Source organism: Thalassococcus sp. S3 (assembly GCF_004216475.1).
Taxonomy (GTDB): Bacteria; Pseudomonadota; Alphaproteobacteria; order Rhodobacterales; family Rhodobacteraceae.
Genome location: NZ_CP022303.1, coordinates 3,898,683 through 3,913,335 on the forward strand (window position 1 = coordinate 3,898,683; position 14,653 = coordinate 3,913,335).

16 protein-coding genes are annotated in these 14,653 nt (G+C 56.2%); 7 read left to right on the forward strand and 9 right to left on the reverse strand.

Annotated features, from left to right (window positions below; all coding sequences use genetic code 11):
- Positions 1 to 235: 235 nt before the first annotated feature.
- Positions 236 to 1,360, forward strand: coding sequence for an ImmA/IrrE family metallo-endopeptidase (locus tag CFI11_RS19140; protein WP_130408838.1), 1,125 nt, complete (start codon positions 236 to 238; stop codon positions 1,358 to 1,360).
- Here the strand turns inward: CFI11_RS19140 and CFI11_RS19145 are convergent.
- The 4 genes from CFI11_RS19145 to CFI11_RS19160 all read right to left on the reverse strand — a co-directional run bounded on the left by CFI11_RS19145 (position 1,339) and on the right by CFI11_RS19160 (position 4,933).
- On the reverse strand, positions 1,339 to 2,265 hold the full coding sequence (locus CFI11_RS19145) for a hypothetical protein (RefSeq protein WP_130408840.1): 927 nt from the start codon (positions 2,263 to 2,265) through the stop codon (positions 1,339 to 1,341). The two genes, CFI11_RS19140 and CFI11_RS19145, sit on opposite strands and share 22 nt — an antisense overlap.
- On the reverse strand, positions 2,262 to 3,353 hold the full coding sequence (locus CFI11_RS19150; RefSeq protein WP_130408842.1) for a thymidylate synthase: 1,092 nt from the start codon (positions 3,351 to 3,353) through the stop codon (positions 2,262 to 2,264). The genes CFI11_RS19145 and CFI11_RS19150 overlap by 4 nt, the downstream gene beginning before the upstream one ends.
- A gap of 90 nt (positions 3,354 to 3,443) precedes the next feature.
- The gene (locus CFI11_RS19155; RefSeq protein ID WP_130408844.1) at positions 3,444 to 4,625 is read right to left on the reverse strand and encodes an ImmA/IrrE family metallo-endopeptidase; all 1,182 of its coding nucleotides are present in this window, start codon (positions 4,623 to 4,625) and stop codon (positions 3,444 to 3,446) included.
- Positions 4,622 to 4,933 (reverse strand): hypothetical protein, encoded by a 312-nt coding sequence (locus tag CFI11_RS19160; protein ID WP_130408846.1) that lies wholly within the window; start codon positions 4,931 to 4,933, stop codon positions 4,622 to 4,624. The genes CFI11_RS19155 and CFI11_RS19160 overlap by 4 nt, the downstream gene beginning before the upstream one ends.
- Positions 4,934 to 5,071: 138 nt before the next feature.
- Here CFI11_RS19160 and CFI11_RS19165 point away from each other — a divergent pair, with 138 nt between their 5' ends.
- The 4 genes from CFI11_RS19165 to CFI11_RS24685 all read left to right on the forward strand — a co-directional run bounded on the left by CFI11_RS19165 (position 5,072) and on the right by CFI11_RS24685 (position 7,792).
- Complete coding sequence (locus CFI11_RS19165; protein ID WP_165390314.1) at positions 5,072 to 5,611, forward strand: multiubiquitin domain-containing protein; 540 nt, start codon at positions 5,072 to 5,074, stop codon at positions 5,609 to 5,611.
- Positions 5,608 to 5,988, forward strand: a complete 381-nt coding sequence (locus CFI11_RS19170) for an E2/UBC family protein (RefSeq protein ID WP_130408849.1) — start codon at positions 5,608 to 5,610, stop codon at positions 5,986 to 5,988. The genes CFI11_RS19165 and CFI11_RS19170 overlap by 4 nt, the downstream gene beginning before the upstream one ends.
- Complete coding sequence (locus CFI11_RS19175; RefSeq protein ID WP_130408851.1) at positions 5,985 to 7,394, forward strand: ThiF family adenylyltransferase; 1,410 nt, start codon at positions 5,985 to 5,987, stop codon at positions 7,392 to 7,394. The genes CFI11_RS19170 and CFI11_RS19175 overlap by 4 nt, the downstream gene beginning before the upstream one ends.
- A gap of 122 nt (positions 7,395 to 7,516) precedes the next feature.
- On the forward strand, positions 7,517 to 7,792 hold the full coding sequence (locus CFI11_RS24685) for a DUF6527 family protein (protein WP_254449105.1): 276 nt from the start codon (positions 7,517 to 7,519) through the stop codon (positions 7,790 to 7,792).
- A gap of 90 nt (positions 7,793 to 7,882) precedes the next feature.
- Here CFI11_RS24685 and CFI11_RS19185 read toward each other — a convergent pair whose 3' ends face one another.
- A complete protein-coding gene (locus CFI11_RS19185; protein WP_130408853.1) occupies positions 7,883 to 9,169 on the reverse strand; it encodes a Fic family protein in 1,287 nt (428 codons plus the stop codon).
- 251 nt (positions 9,170 to 9,420) lie between these two features.
- On the opposite strand from CFI11_RS19185, the gene CFI11_RS24390 reads away from it, so the two are divergent.
- Positions 9,421 to 11,049, forward strand: coding sequence for a hypothetical protein (locus CFI11_RS24390; protein ID WP_165390315.1), 1,629 nt, complete (start codon positions 9,421 to 9,423; stop codon positions 11,047 to 11,049).
- Between the two features lie 7 nt (positions 11,050 to 11,056).
- On the opposite strand, the gene CFI11_RS19195 is transcribed toward CFI11_RS24390, so the two are convergent.
- Together CFI11_RS19195 and CFI11_RS19200 are read right to left on the reverse strand one after the other, a co-directional pair.
- Positions 11,057 to 11,653: an SMC-Scp complex subunit ScpB gene (locus CFI11_RS19195; protein ID WP_130408855.1), complete on the reverse strand. Its 597-nt coding sequence runs from the start codon at positions 11,651 to 11,653 to the stop codon at positions 11,057 to 11,059.
- Between the two features lie 2 nt (positions 11,654 to 11,655).
- Positions 11,656 to 12,537: a DUF1403 family protein gene (locus CFI11_RS19200; protein ID WP_254448964.1), complete on the reverse strand. Its 882-nt coding sequence runs from the start codon at positions 12,535 to 12,537 to the stop codon at positions 11,656 to 11,658.
- A gap of 307 nt (positions 12,538 to 12,844) precedes the next feature.
- Between CFI11_RS19200 and CFI11_RS24690 the strand changes: the two genes are divergently transcribed.
- Positions 12,845 to 13,048 (forward strand): hypothetical protein, encoded by a 204-nt coding sequence (locus tag CFI11_RS24690; protein ID WP_254448965.1) that lies wholly within the window; start codon positions 12,845 to 12,847, stop codon positions 13,046 to 13,048.
- A gap of 145 nt (positions 13,049 to 13,193) precedes the next feature.
- Here the strand turns inward: CFI11_RS24690 and CFI11_RS24695 are convergent, their stop codons facing one another.
- Together CFI11_RS24695 and CFI11_RS19210 are read right to left on the reverse strand one after the other, a co-directional pair.
- Positions 13,194 to 13,745, reverse strand: coding sequence for a TniQ family protein (locus CFI11_RS24695; protein WP_254448966.1), 552 nt, complete (start codon positions 13,743 to 13,745; stop codon positions 13,194 to 13,196).
- The gene (locus CFI11_RS19210; RefSeq protein ID WP_256370583.1) at positions 13,742 to 14,572 is read right to left on the reverse strand and encodes a TniB family NTP-binding protein; all 831 of its coding nucleotides are present in this window, start codon (positions 14,570 to 14,572) and stop codon (positions 13,742 to 13,744) included. The genes CFI11_RS24695 and CFI11_RS19210 overlap by 4 nt, the downstream gene beginning before the upstream one ends.
- Between the last annotated feature and the right edge of the window lie 81 nt (positions 14,573 to 14,653).

Below are 14,653 nucleotides of genomic sequence, written 5' to 3' on the forward strand. Positions count from 1 at the left end.
GGCAGGCATTCATTGGACTAATTGCAGACTTCAGAGCGGCGCGCTTTGCCGGTGACGTGCCGGGCGGCCCAAAATCGGTTGCAAGGAATCGCGACAAGTTTGAATTGAGTTGGTTTGTCTCACCTGGCTGCACTTTGAAGACCGTTATATCCGCATCTGGTGGGGACGACGCGTGGACAGACGCCCATCGCATTCGTTTAGAGGCAATCATGATTGGCCGTGAGGTGTTGACTTGATGTTTGAACCTAACTGGGCTTCACCGCCGGGCGACACCATCGCTCGGATGGCGGTCACGGAATGCATTCCCATTCATGAATTGGCTGAACGCATCGGCTTAGAGGAAGATGTGTTTGCTGGCGTTATGGATGGCCGTGTCCAAATCTGTGACAATATCGCGGATGCGCTGTCTGCGGAGCTTGGTGCATCGCGTCAGTTTTGGAACGAAAGATACAAGCAATTCATTGCCGACCAAGAGCGGATCACAGGATCCAAACCTTCTCAATCGCTAAACGCCTGGGGACATTCGTTTCCTGCAAAAGCGCTGCGTGACCTTGGATGGCTGCCGAAAGGTTCTCGGGGTGATCGGCTGGGCGAAGATATCTTGCAGTTTTTTGGGTGCGACAGCATCAATAGTTGGAATGAACGGTATTCTGCCGGCATTGGCCAAGTTGCTTTTCGAACATCGTTCGCCTTTGAAGCAGACGAAATGGCAACCTTGGCGTGGTTGCGTGTTGGCGAGTTGCAGTCTGATCAACTGACTCTCGGGAAGTTCGCGTCCAGCGAGTTCAAGAAACGTTTGCCGGCACTTAAAAAGCTGTGCTCTCTCAAGCACCCATACTTATACTTCCCGAAATTGCAGAAAGTCTGTGCCGAATGTGGTGTCGGTTTGGTGAGTTCGAAGGCCCCGAAGGGATGTCGTGCCAGCGGTGCAACTTGGACTGCAAAGCAGGGCAATCCTGTAATCATGTTGAGTTTCCGCTTCCTCAGCGAAGACCATTTCTGGTTCACGTTTTTCCATGAAGCTGCGCACGTTGTACTGCACGGCACCGACCACATCTCCGTGGATGGCGGGGACCCATCTCCGTTAGGTGAAACAGCAATTGAAGATGAGGCAGATTCTTTCGCGCAAGATGTGCTCATCCCTCATTCCATACGTGACGAGATGCTAAACGCTGTGCCAACCCGTCCGCATGTTCGTAGGATCGCGCGCATAGCCGACGTTACGCCGGGCATAGTGGTTGGGCAGCTTCAAAAGGCGGGCGTCCTACAACCGCACCAATTCAACAATCTAAAGCGCCGCTACAGGTGGAACGGGGACACTCTGTTGCCTAAGCTTTCTCAGCCTCGAAAATATTCGTAGACATCAGGGCTCTTCTGCCAATTGCAAAGACTGTCCTCAATTACCTGCTTTCCGACATCTAGAATGCAATCCAGACCATCAACCCGAGGTTCCAGTGCCTTACCAGTAATTCCGTGTTCACGATCACCATAAAAAAGTAGACGCGCTCCAGCCAGAGGTCCCGTGGCCTTGTCTAGATAAACGCTGCCCGGCTTAATTGGAGCAAGCTGAAGTTTTCCGAGCATGGTGAGAAAATCAAACCTGCCAAGCCGCCCGCCACCGAAACCAAACACACTTTTCATGGACTTGTATAGTTCATCAAATGCAGCTGCTGGCTCTTGCCCGACAATGGCGTGTGTAGCAATCATTCTATCTCGAAAATTTCCATACTCGGTTTGCCACGCATAGTATGTTTGAAATGTCCTGGCTATTGCGTGCGGCTTCTTGCTTTGGAACTTGCGGTGGTTCGAAAACCTTGCTGGTGACAAGTTCCCTGCATTTTCAGCAAGCATGTTTTCAAATGCTACTGGGTTGGCACCATATTCTTGAAGAGTCCAGGTGGGACCGGCACCAAACGAGCCGTAAATACTCTTGGGGAAGTCCCATTCGTTTAATTCGTGCTTCCCAAAGTGGGTTAGAACGAACGTCAGCCAAACAGCTTCGTCTAGTTGCCCAGTTCGATTGAAGTGAATAGCACCTCTGACAGGATCAAAAATCTCAGACTGCGGGTTGCACCTTTGAGGGTTCACCGCCCGCGTCTGTAGTGTTTCAGTATATGAAATTCGGCGTAAACTCGACACGATCTGCTGTGCCCAACAGCGGATGCGTTGCGGTGTCGCAGTGCCAGGAAGCGGGCCAAGCTGTTGATCAATCTGCCCAATCTTAGCAACAAACTCAGCTTCTCTGTCTTTGTGAGCACCCGTCATTGATCAATACCGGCATTTAGGCCTTCAAAAAGGTCACGCACTGGTGCCTCTCTGCGTTCCAACCTATCGCGGATGTAGACTTGATACGAAGGAGAGATCTCTTGCATAGTGGAAATCACTTTTCTCAATTGTGTTATCTCTGTGTTTGAGGATTCGGCGCTCTTTCTGACTTCTTCGAAGATCTTATGGATTCTAAACAAACCCACAAAGTCGCGCCAATAGGGATCAAGTTCAGGCGTAACTCGGAAATCAGTGTTACCGTGCCGGATCGCATGCTCGGCGGTTTGAACCTGTTCTATGCTGCTCCAAGGACAACCAGGTGGCATGTCAGGCATTGGAACAAAGTCACATAGATCCTCCGCATAGTAGCTTCTTGCCCCTGAGGTTGATCTATTCTCAGGGTGATCCTTAGTGGCATCACAGTCGTGGTAGAGATGCAAGCTGGCAACGGAATGCGTGTACCGGCCCAGACCGTAACCCAGCTCACGAGCCGCTATTTCTTGCATCATTGTAAAGGTGAAGATGTCGTGCGGAAGTCCGAAGAAAGCATCATTGGATCGCATGTGAGTATGCATCAATAGTTGTTGGTTCCTCACTGCAAACTGGATGGTGCAGGTGCAGGGCTTGTCGCCATTTTTTGGCTTGGCATCTGAATTGTCATAGATCTGGATTAGAGCGTTCCTTGAACCCTCTCTTTCACGCAACGTACGCATCACGCGATCCCATTCACTATTCTTATCCGGCTTTCCTACTGAGTCCTTTCCAAAAATTCTTGGGCCGTAAGCTCCGTTCGCTTTGACCTCGTCTCCAATCATCACTGCGTAGTTTCGAATATAGTGTTTGATAAAGTCGACGCTATCGCTCCCGGCGAGATACCAGAACAACTCGCCAAGCGGACTGAAAGCCTTGGCCTTCGAAAACGAGCGACTTAGACGAGCCCGAGGATTCCTGAGCTCCAAAAGTGCTCCAAAAGCTTCTGTACTCTTACCTTTTTTGGATTCAACTTCGAAGTTACCGCGCCCCGTAAGCAGCTGTCTGAAGACTGCTCTCATGAGATCGTCCAGACTTTCCTCACTCGCATAAAACACGTCAGCTGTGCCTTCTTCTTCAATTACTACTAAGGACAGCCGCCCTAGTATTTGGAGTATCCTTTGGGATGATGATGTTGAGCGAGGTTCTTACAGCAACTGCTCTCTCAGGGTATTTCTTCTGATTAATCGTGAGAACTTCTTATAATTTTCATGTCTCTTTTGCCATCTGCCGGCAGCGATTGAAACATGCACACCAGCACAACGCGCGGCAGACTTTATGTCGTCGGTACTCGCATATGGATTGCGAATGCTCGTGACACATTCTTCAGGTATGAGTGATCTTAGCGCCATTTGATCGGCTTCCATTTCCTGACGATCTTCAGACTTCAAATCGAATTCATCAAAGAATGCATGCCCTGGTGACTTCAAAACATCGAAATGGAGATAATGGTGACACGCTTCGTGGATTAGTGTGAACCAAAAGTTGTCAACTCTATCGTGTCGAAGGGTTAAGCCAATAACTGGTATTTTGCCATCGAGAAGCATCGCTGCGCCATCCAAAAATGTTCCGGGTAGCACTGGCACAGCGACAACGACAATCCCCATCTCCCTAAAGGCCTCAATGGCCCTCATGGGGCCATCTTTTCTGAGGCTCAGTTTCGCCAGGGATCGGAGAAAGTCTTCACTGAGATGATCATGTGAAAACGAAGCCGCAGACATTGAGCGAGCCTTGGTCAGAACCGCTGCCTGCCACATGAGAAGTGAAGAATAGTCGGTTTTGCCGCTAGCTCGGGGTGTACGAGTTTTTCTATTCAGTGCGGGTGTGATCTGTTCGCCGAAAGCTCGATTAAGAAAGCTCGTGACCTGTGCTTTGTCTACATTGAAACCTATAGACTTGAGCTTGTTAAGAACTGGCACTTTGACGTCGATCTGATCACCATTTGAAGGCGAACTTCTCTTCATTAGTGCTTCATAGGGTATGCCAAGCCCCTCATGAAGAGCTCGCATCATATCCGTTGATAGGTTCCTTGATCCATTCATCACGTCAGAAACGCGCGCGGTTGAACCAATATATGGTACGAGGTCTCTTTGCGTGAGACCCAATTGATCCATCCGAAACCTGATCGCCTCAATTGCGCTCGGAACATGGACTGGGAAGTTTCTTCGCTCATATGCTTCCACCAGAGCCACAAGGACCTCGATATCATCGGCGACGGCCGAGTTTCCCTCGGACATCTCGATCATGAGTTTCTCAATGGCTCTTTTGGCGGCATCGTGATCCTTCGCATCATGAATTGGCTTCACGGCCGTCACTTTCCCTGAGGTCATACCGCACCTCCAGACTTCTGAAGTGTTTTTGACGAGTGGGCTATTGCGTCCAGTACCACTTGCTTCAGAACCACCAATCCAGTTTTGAAGAGAACAATACACTTCACCAAAACTCGGCCTCCGGCGAGTTTGAAAGTGACATTCGGCGGGTTGGTCTCAGCCGTGGGGTAGTCCTTGAGGAGCTCCTTAGGATCAGACCAGATTCGATTCGCAACCTCGAGCATCAGAGCATCAACCTCCCAAACCCAAGCTTCGCGTTCGTTCTGGGATCGAAAATCTTCGATAATATCCAATCCTATCAGCCGCATAGCTAGGCCTCATGTATGTACCCCAATATGGGGTATTGTTTTTGGCAGAATTTCCTACACCATAAAGATACTCCAACTTGGAGAAGTCTTAAAGACACCAAACGGCGGTGTCGAACATTGAGGAAAGGACGAGCTGCTATGCCTAATGAGCAAATTGAAATCGAAGATCTTTTGGCCGCCGTGAAGGCTGGCCGCAAACCCCGCGACCACGGACCTTACAAGGTCCAAGTCGGCGACCACGACCTGCAGTTCACACACGTCGTCGTCGACGATCCGACGCCCACCGGCCGTCAGATCATCGAGGGGGCCGGCTACCGCAAGGCCGAGGAACACCTCGTGTTCCAGGTGCTGCGCAACGGTGAACTCGAGGAACTGCGCCTCGAGGAAACCACGGATCTGCGCCCCGGCCAGGTCGAACGCTTCCTGGTCTTCCGGAGCGCGGAATCCTACCGCTTTGACATTGATGGCAAACGCCTCGAGTGGGGCCACAAGGTCATCACCGGGCGCGTGCTCAAGAAGCTGGCCGGGGTCGAACCCGCCAAGTTCGCCGTCTGGCAGGTGATCCCGGGCAAGGATGACATCCTGGTTGGCGACACCGATCTGATCAGCCTCGCGGACGCGGGATTGGAGCACTTTTTCACCGGCGTGTCCCAGACCACGGAAGGGGGTGCGGCATGAGCCTCCTCCCCCGTCAGGATCGCCGCTACCTTGAGGGTCGCGGCATCACCGTTCGCGAGGTCATCGAAGGCGGAAAGAAGGGCGTGATCCTCACCGGGATCACGTTGCCGGAAGGCAAGTATCAAGTCGCCCAGACGGATATTCTGATCCTGCTGCCGCCCTCGTATCCTGAGGTCGCACCCGACATGTTCTACGCCGTGCCGCATCTCAAGCTCCTTGCCGGCCAGCGTGAGCCCCGCTGCACACAGGTGCGGGAGACCCATGCTGGCCAGACTTGGCAGCGCTGGTCTCGCCACAACAACCAGTGGCGTCCCGGCATTGACGGCATCTGGACCATGCTGAAGCGGGTCGAAGAGGCCCTGGAGGTGGCGGCATGAAACGCAGCGATATCACTCTCCATGCCCGTCACCGCGACAAGCTGCAGGCGCTGCTTGCGCACCCCCGTGGGCACGAAGGCGCCGCCTACATGCTGCTCGGCAAGAGCGAGATCGCACAGGATCCCTGGGATCTCGAGCCACGGACCCGTTACACGTCCTACGAGGTCATCGCGATCCCGCAGGAGGACCGCGTCGATGCCAGCGACAAGCATGTCACCTGGAACACGAACTCCTTCGCTCAGCTCTGTCGCCGCGCCAAGGAGGAAGGCTTGGTGCCGGCAATCGTTCATAGTCACCCAGGAGGCTTCGATGGTTTCTCGGAACAAGACGATCGCAACGAGTGCGACCTTTTCACCATGGCCCGCAACCGGAACGGTGAGGGGACACGGCTGGTGAGCGTCGTGCAGGTCGGTGACAGCCTCTACCGGGCGCGGGTCTGGGAAGACGACATGACACCTCTGCACTGTCATCGCGTGACTACCATCGGCACCCGGATAGAGATCCAGTCTACCGACGCGCCGCCCCCGTCGGAAACTTTGGCCCGACAGGCACTGGCATTCGGCCCGGAGGTCAACGGCCTCCTCAAACAGCTCTCTGTTGCCGTGGTCGGCTGCGGCGGCACCGGAAGCCCGGTGGTCCAACTCCTCGCTCGCCTCGGCGTGGGGCACATCTTGGTCATCGATGATGACGTGGTCGAGCATTCCAACCTGAACCGCTTGTACGGCGCGACCCGGAAAGATGCCGACCACGCGGTGCCCAAGGTCGACGTCATGGCGCGCGAGGTGACAATGATGGGTCTCGACATCGAGATCCAGTCGGTGAGCGGCTGGGTGGATGCGCCGGACATCCGTGACGCGCTGAAATCCTGCGACATCATCTTCGGATGTACGGACGATCATTCCGGGCGCCTCTACTTGAACCGCATCGCGCATTTCTACCTGATACCGGTGATCGATGTCGGGTTGGTCCTAATGCCCCGTGACGATGGTGAGCCCGGCCTCCTCGAGATGGCCGCGCGGGTCAGCGTGCTGTTCCCGACGTCTGCTTGCCACGGTTGCCGGGGCACAGTCGATCGCGTCAGGGCCCGCGAGGAGGATCTCGAGCGATTGGACCCCGCCGAATATGAACGGCAGAAGACCGAGGCCTACGTCCGCGGTGCGGGCAATCCGGCACCGGCCGTGGTGACCTTCACCTCCGAGGCCGCCACCATGGCGGTGAACGAACTCCTTGCCGGTCTCGTTGACTTCCGCGGCAGCGGTGGGTGGACATGGCAACGCTATCGCAAGCTCGACAAGGGCTTCGAGCGTTCGCAAGCGGCACAGCCCCGGTCCGACTGTCCGGTTTGCGGCAGCGAGGAATACTGGGGGCTCGGCGACGTCGACCCGTTCCTGGATCGCATCGGGTGAGTGGGATGATAATCGACATTCTGCGGAAGAGCCTCGAGCTCTTCCGGCTAATTCCACGAAGCGACCTGCTTGCCAGGGTAACTACTACACACCCGACGCCGGATCAGATCGTGCCGGGGGAGATGACCATCGTGCGCGATGGTGTCGACAAGTGGGCCTGCTTCCACTGCCCCGGTGGGTGTGGTGAAACAATCAAGCTGTCCCTTAGCAAGAACCGGAGGCCTAGGTGGACGGCCATGTCAGACTGGTTGCGGCGCCCGACCATCTCGCCCTCGGTCCGCCAGACAAACGAATGCCGGTGTCACTTCTGGATCCGGCAGGGGCGGATAGACTGGTGTAGGGACAGCCCACGCCGAACATGCCACGCCACTGTCAGGCGTAGCTTGAAGGGCAGCTAGGCTGGGTCCTGGAAGTCTGCTTCGCCGCATGGCTTCTGATCAAAAAGCCATTGCGGCGAGAAGGCTACGAAGCTTTGGGATTGAAAAGGATTAGGCAAGCGTGACACCTGTGAGATCTTCCGGCTTGAGGCGATAGCGAATAGCATTGCCTTCATGCAAACCCGCTAGCTGCTCAGCCACGTATGCGACTACGCTCTCTTGATCAGCCTTGGGGACACCAGCCTCCGCCGCCATGATCATAACGTCATCGTATCGAAAACCCTTGAACTCAAGAACGCTTCGTCTGACTGCAGCACGGACAAAGTCTCTGTATGCAATCGCCGCTTTGTGCGGACTTTCTACCTCTGCTCTGAGGACCCGGTACTTCTCCGCCGAAGCAAGGTAGGCATCGATGTACACTTCCCGAAAGAGGGACACGTTGTTTAGCTCATAGATGCCAATCAACCCATCAATATAGTCCCGGTCATCCATCGTTGTGAACGACATCGGCGCAAGGTCGGACTTCAACAAGGGAATGTTGGAGGCAACACGGGACGTGCGCTTATTGATGTCAGCAAATCCTTGCAAATAAGGAATATGCACAAGCAAGAAGAATGACTGCTCGAAAGGGTTCGTGATCTGCGTTGCTTTCTGAAGCAGGATGTCAAACTCCTCTTCGATGGTAACAGCATCATCAAGCGGCCTGTAGCTCGAATGCGAAATCCCGACAGGCATAGCTCGCAAACGTCCGGACATTGCCGGATCAGCCAGCAGGCCATCGGACAAGAGCGCATGGATTGCGAAGAGGTCAGGACGACGGAGACTGACTTCTTCCAGGTTATCCACGACATATTGGATGGCCTCTTTGTGGTTCAGGATCATCAAAGCTTCTTTGCGATCCTTGCCCTCGGCTTCCTCGCCGAACCGGATAAGCCGCTCCGTTTGCAGAATGTCGTAGGTGTTGCCCTCCATCCGCGAGGACGCCCAACTAAGGTCGACCAATAGCTGTTCGAGGATGCGCCGCGCATACGTGCCGGCTGGCATTGCACTGCCTTGAGGCCGTCCCGCCTCCAGCATTCGATCCCGGTCAGCCTGCGGCAAGTACCAAGTCTTGTCAGGTACGTAGGCGTCCAGGAACTCAGGCTTGTAGGAGATCGGTGAGCGCCTGTTATACGGTACGGTAAGATGGGCGCGCACGACCGTCGAGCCTGCAAGCTGATAGCCCGTCGCCCTTCCTTTGCCAGATACCTCGAGACGACCTTCGTCAACGAGCCTCTTGAGCACGCGCCAAACGGTCGTTTCACTTACGTCCCTTGCTGCTCCTTTACGGATCGCATCGCGCCCGACACCTGGATTTCCGGCGATGAAATCAAGGATGTCTTGGTCTAACCGGGCCATGAAACGATTTTCCACGTGTGTGAAGCGATTATCACATTGTTATACATATGCTTTCCGCTAGAGCAAGTTTTCGTTTCAGGTACTTTGCAACGATTTTAGTGACTGATGTCCATCACAACTGGCACCTCGTGAGTGAAACGATTAACCTACTGAAATTCGTGAATAAGTCAGCCTTTCGAGGTATACGTTGCATATAGATTGCAACGAACCTTCCTGCTGGAGAGTGACAAACACCAACGAGGCACACAGTCATGGATTACAGAGCGCGCATAACAGTCGGTCGCTACATAAAAGCGTCGTCATTTGCATCCGATCTGGCAAAGCTGAAAGCCTTTCGTGGAGGGTACGCTGGCGCCTCACTGCTCGAAAGCCTTGAAGAACTGGGGCTTCTTCGACCACGCATGCGCCTTCGCTGGCCAGATCCGATTGCACGACGGATCTGGCAGGAAACTCGCCGAATAGAAGGGTCAGAACTACACGATCCGGTTGAGCCCGATGGCCCCCGGATGGACGCAGCGGCAGACCTTTGGAATGCTCTGCAAGATGCAGGGATGAGAAGTCTGAAGGGTGACAATCATCCCTTTGACGCACCAAAGCCCGAATGGTCAGAATTTCTCAAAAGGCCAGAGCAACAGACGTTCGTGCCGCACAGAGAGCGCCGAGTCCGTGTTTCGAGCGACGCTCAGCCCGACCTTCATGACAGTGACAATGTTCAGGATTTCTATTCAAGCTGGCAGTTGCTGACCGCCATCGAACTTGCTGACATGGGAGTTCATATTCGGATCAACATGGCGGACGAAGACATCGCACGACGGGTGCGTGAAGATATCCGTAGCAAGCGATGGCCGGGCGGACGCGCAATTGAAGCGTTTGCGCCCGTAAGAGCGTTTAGAGATTTTGAGCGATACCAGGCAGGGCTCGACGCGATAGAATGGGCACGCGAAGAAGAACGCGACCGGACCTTCAGGCTACTTCAAGGCTCGGGCGGCGGACGGATCGTTCTTACCGACGAACAGGTCGCCGCGAGAGATGAAATCCGGCTTGCGGTTGCCGGTGAAGCACTCAGCCGTTTCTCGGTCGGCAAAGACCACCTTCTGGCATGCTGCAAATTTCTGGCGGGGCGCTGGCATGAGTGGGCGTACGAAGGAAGGCCTATCGCAGCTGATGCCTATAAGATCTTCCTCGCGGAAGGCGTACGCCTGCTCCAAGTCCGACAGGATATGGCGTTCGATGAAATAAACGAACTCGTTGGCTTTCAGGGCGGCGCTGCCAAACGCACCCTCGAGGTCATATGGCCGGATTGGGCGAAAGAACAGATCAACCGCCTTGTTCAAACACTTAAGTCACCGGATCTGACGGAAGAGCAGTTGCGGAAGTTTGGCGAATTTCTTCAAGCCTCGCACCAAGACGCCATCTCTCACCGCCTGCGATCATTCGAAAGACATGCCTTCGAGTACGGACATTCCCGGCTTGCGGGTATGCACAGTGACCTTCAAGGAATGTCTGTTGCAGTAGAGCAAGCAGTGCGCGCCATGGGTGGGCAAGGGGCCCAGCTCGCGTACATGTTTCGCAGTCTCTGGGACGGCAATGATGTTGGCCGCCTCCTGAAGAAGAACAAAAAATTGCTGGAGCAGGGCAAGCCGCCTGAAGACCTGCTGGACGACATCAATGCGCTCGGCAAAAAGGGAGGAGCCAGTGAGATTGCTGCGGACTTGATCTTGGCTGCTCGAGTTCGCGGCGCCGTACATCACGCCCTCCAAATCAGCAATCAACTCGAACTTGAACGACTATTGGTACGGGTGCTGCGCGCCGCAGCACTCACCCACGCACACGTTTCTTCGAAGGAACTCATTGAGGCTGCTCCGGAAGAACTGGAGTAATAGTTGCCTATCCCCTCGCGACCATACCCGCATCCACCAACTGCTCGCGATCAGGCAGGTCCTGAAGCGACTCCAGATCGAACGCCACGAGGAAATTTTCGGTCGTCACGTAGGTATAGGGCGCACCGCGTCGCGGCGACCGTGGCCCCGTCCCGATCAGGTCTTGCGCATGCAACCTCCCAATCAGATCACGGCTGATCTCTTTGCCAAAGATATCCTTGAGCCCGTCCCGGTCGATCGGCTGGTGATAAGCGATGGCGGCCAAGACCGCGACATCGTATTCGCGCAGACCGAGGTCTTGGTCTCCCACATCCGCCGCAGCTTTGATGGCCGGTGCATAGGCCGGTCGCGTGCGCATCATCCAGCCACCCGACACTTTGACCACCTCGAACGATCGCCCCTCGAGATCAGCAACAAGATCTTCGATCAAGAGCTCCACTGATACCCCCTGCCCCACGATGCGAGCCAGGTCTTCGCGCGGCACGGGCGATGCGGAGGCAAACAATACCGCCTCAATTCGGCGCATCCATTCGCGCCAGCGCAAATCTTGTGGCAGCTCCTCCAGCTCGCGATCCAGATCGTTGTCGTGATGATCCCGGGCCATCGCTACAGCCCATAGAGTCGGAACGTATCCCGACCCGTCAGTTCCCGCACCGCGCCGAGGTCGACCAGGCGATCGCAAAACCGACGCGCGGCACGATCCGAACGCAACGAAGTGAGAACCATCGGTGGGAGCGCATCACAGCCGAGAAACTGTGCAACAGCATCCTCCGCCCCTTTGGCACGCAGCTTGGGCACAACCTCGCGCAGCTTTGACGCCCGGCGGCTAAGGGAGGCCGCTTCTCGTACGGCTTCAATAGCCGCCGATCGGATCGCTTGATGACATGCCACATGCAGGTCGCTTCCGGTCTTGCGAATGTCAGCCCGTTTGAGACCGAGGCCGAGAAGTGGAACAACATGGGTCCAACCCAAAGACTGCGCCAATGCCGCATCCGCCAAGAGCAATGCGGACGATAAATCCCGAGGACGATCTTCGAGAACAGCGGATAAGACAATCGCCGCGCGTGCAACCGGCGCCCCCTGCCCTGCCGCATCGAGCCATGTCGCAATCTGCTCCGCCTCCACCTGCGGCAGCGATCGGTGGAGCGCCTTGATCGAGACGGGTCGCTCAACTGCCTTCTGCCAGGACAGAAGGACCTCGCCCGCGGGTCCGGGACTGTCACCAGGCTGCAGAAATCCAACAGCGTCCCGTAACTCCCCTGCCCTTTCTGGACGACCCAAATGGGTCATGCAGACCTCCGCCGCGCGCAACGCAAGCCGTGCGCGCAACAAGGCTTGGGGGACGTCTTCTCTATTCACCACAAGATGAAGGTGCGAGAGCGCTGCACCCGACAAAAATGCCACGTCTTCAGCAGCTTTCGCCCTTGCAGAGGTGACCCAGGCGTGCATCGGCGGTAGTGTATCGAAGCTGTCGGCGACATATGTCATGCCACAAGACTAGTCTCTCACGGCGCTTTCCGCTACAATATAATGTGCAAACCGCCCCACCCTGCAGATCTCGGCAATGTCCAATAAGTTTGCCTTATCGGACATCAAAACGTAGGCTCCAGAACAGTCGCATGTTGTTTTGATTTCATGGGTGGATTCGCCCGAAATCGCGTCTCTCGTCGAGGAAGTTCTCACTCAACCGGTGGACCGGGCTCTTGCTCAATCTCTGGACTCTTCCTGTGGCCCAGTCAACGGACCTCTTTTCTTCGTCTGATCGTCGGCACAGGCACTGACGGCGCGGCAGCACGTGAACGGCTCTGCTGAACAGCCAGCGCGCAGTCTCGGGCATCTCAACATCAAAATCGAGCTTTGCGCCGAAGAGGTTACCGAGAACGATTGGGGTCAACGCCCGCCACCGCAGGGGCAGGTGCTGGAACGGCGCATCCTTGCTGACAGCCGCACGCGCCTCGAACGGACAGTGCTATCCCGGTTGATCGAACCAAAGGCCTAGAACGGGTCGCGCCGCGTCCACCCGATCCAACGGCGCCCACAATGTGCGGATTACATCCTCCAGGCGTGCGCGTCCGACAGCATCGCCAAGGAGGATCCGCTTCACTCGGCGTTGAAGGTCGAGAACACCTGCCGAGAAACCTGCGTCAAAATTGTGATCCGGCACCCCTCCCCTGCTGGTTAGCAAACTGCCACACCTGCTGCAGAACGGGCGCAGCAAGCCGTTCCAAAACTGAGAAGGCACTCGCAGCTGAGCGCTGCAAGCCGGGCCAGCGGTCGTGCAGCATCTGCCGGTGGGCTGGACAGACGAGGTGCTCGGCCAGTCTCCAGGCAAATCGCAAGTAACTGTCGCGACCTCGCGCCCGATCTTCGTCGAAGCAGGCGAGACAGACCGGCGCCTCAGATCGCTCGAGGGTCCATGCAGGGGCGCGATCGGGGTAGTGGAAAGCCAAAGAGAGGCGGGTCAGTCGCGCGGGGTCAATGCGGCAGGCCCGCGCCCACAGCCAGAGCAGATCGGGGTCGGGAGCAATATCGTCAATAAGGCGATGCGACGGTATTCCGCTCCCCTGCCCCGCGAGCCAGGTGGTCATGTCCGGAACGTCCAGGCCATAGCGGGCGGCCACCCGGACCGTCCAGAAAGACAGGAGTTCGTTTCGGAAAGGACGTGGCGCAACCGATAGCCGCACCGATACCGTCATGCCACTGCCGGATGCGGCGAACGTTTCCCCCGCCGTCGCGGCACCTGGGTCATCGAGACCAACGGCAGCACAAGACCATCGCCGAAACTCTCCACGTCGATCCGCTCCTTACCCGTGCGGATCGCGTCTTCCGCCGCTGTCTCGATCAGGCGGAAGATACGTGCAGTCACGCCGGAGGTGAGGTTGTGGATGCGGGTTCTTGTCTCGGCACTCATCAGATCTGAAGCCTGCCGCAGGGGTAGGATGCGCTCGAAACTCTTCAGAAGGCCTGCGAATGCGGCATCGTTTTGCCAGGACGTGAGGTGGAACGCCTCGAACCGCTCCGCAAGCTGTGCGTCGGTCAGCAGCGCTTGGCGCGCGAGATAGGTTTCGGCGCAAACAAGCGGGATCCGCAGATCATTGGCCAGAAACCTGATTGCATTGAGAAAAATCCGCTGCTGCCGAAAGGTGCCAGCCAGCATGCCGTTCACCTCGTCGAGGATGATCATCTTTGCCTCTACGGTACGGAGAAGCGACCGGCAGACATCCTTCTCGCGAGCCAGTGTCCCCCCGGCCATCGCTGGCGCGCCCATGGCCGCCAAGACTTCGCGGTAGAGATCGCGCTCGATGGGCTCCGATGGCACTTGTGCCACCACCACAGGACGGTGATCGACACCCTTGACCTGGCAGAATTTGGGCGGGTGCGCCCGTTCGAACTTGCGCACGATCTTCGTCTTGCCCATGCCGGTATCGCCGTAGATCAACAGGCACGGCATCCGGTCACGAGGAGGGTAAGTCAGCAGGCTGTCCAACCGCGCAAGGGCCTTCCCTGCCTGATCAAATCCAATTCAGCGGTTGGCTCGGATCCAAGCGAGCCGCTCCTCATCCGGTAGCTCGGCAAATCGCCGATAGGCCGGATCGAGATGATC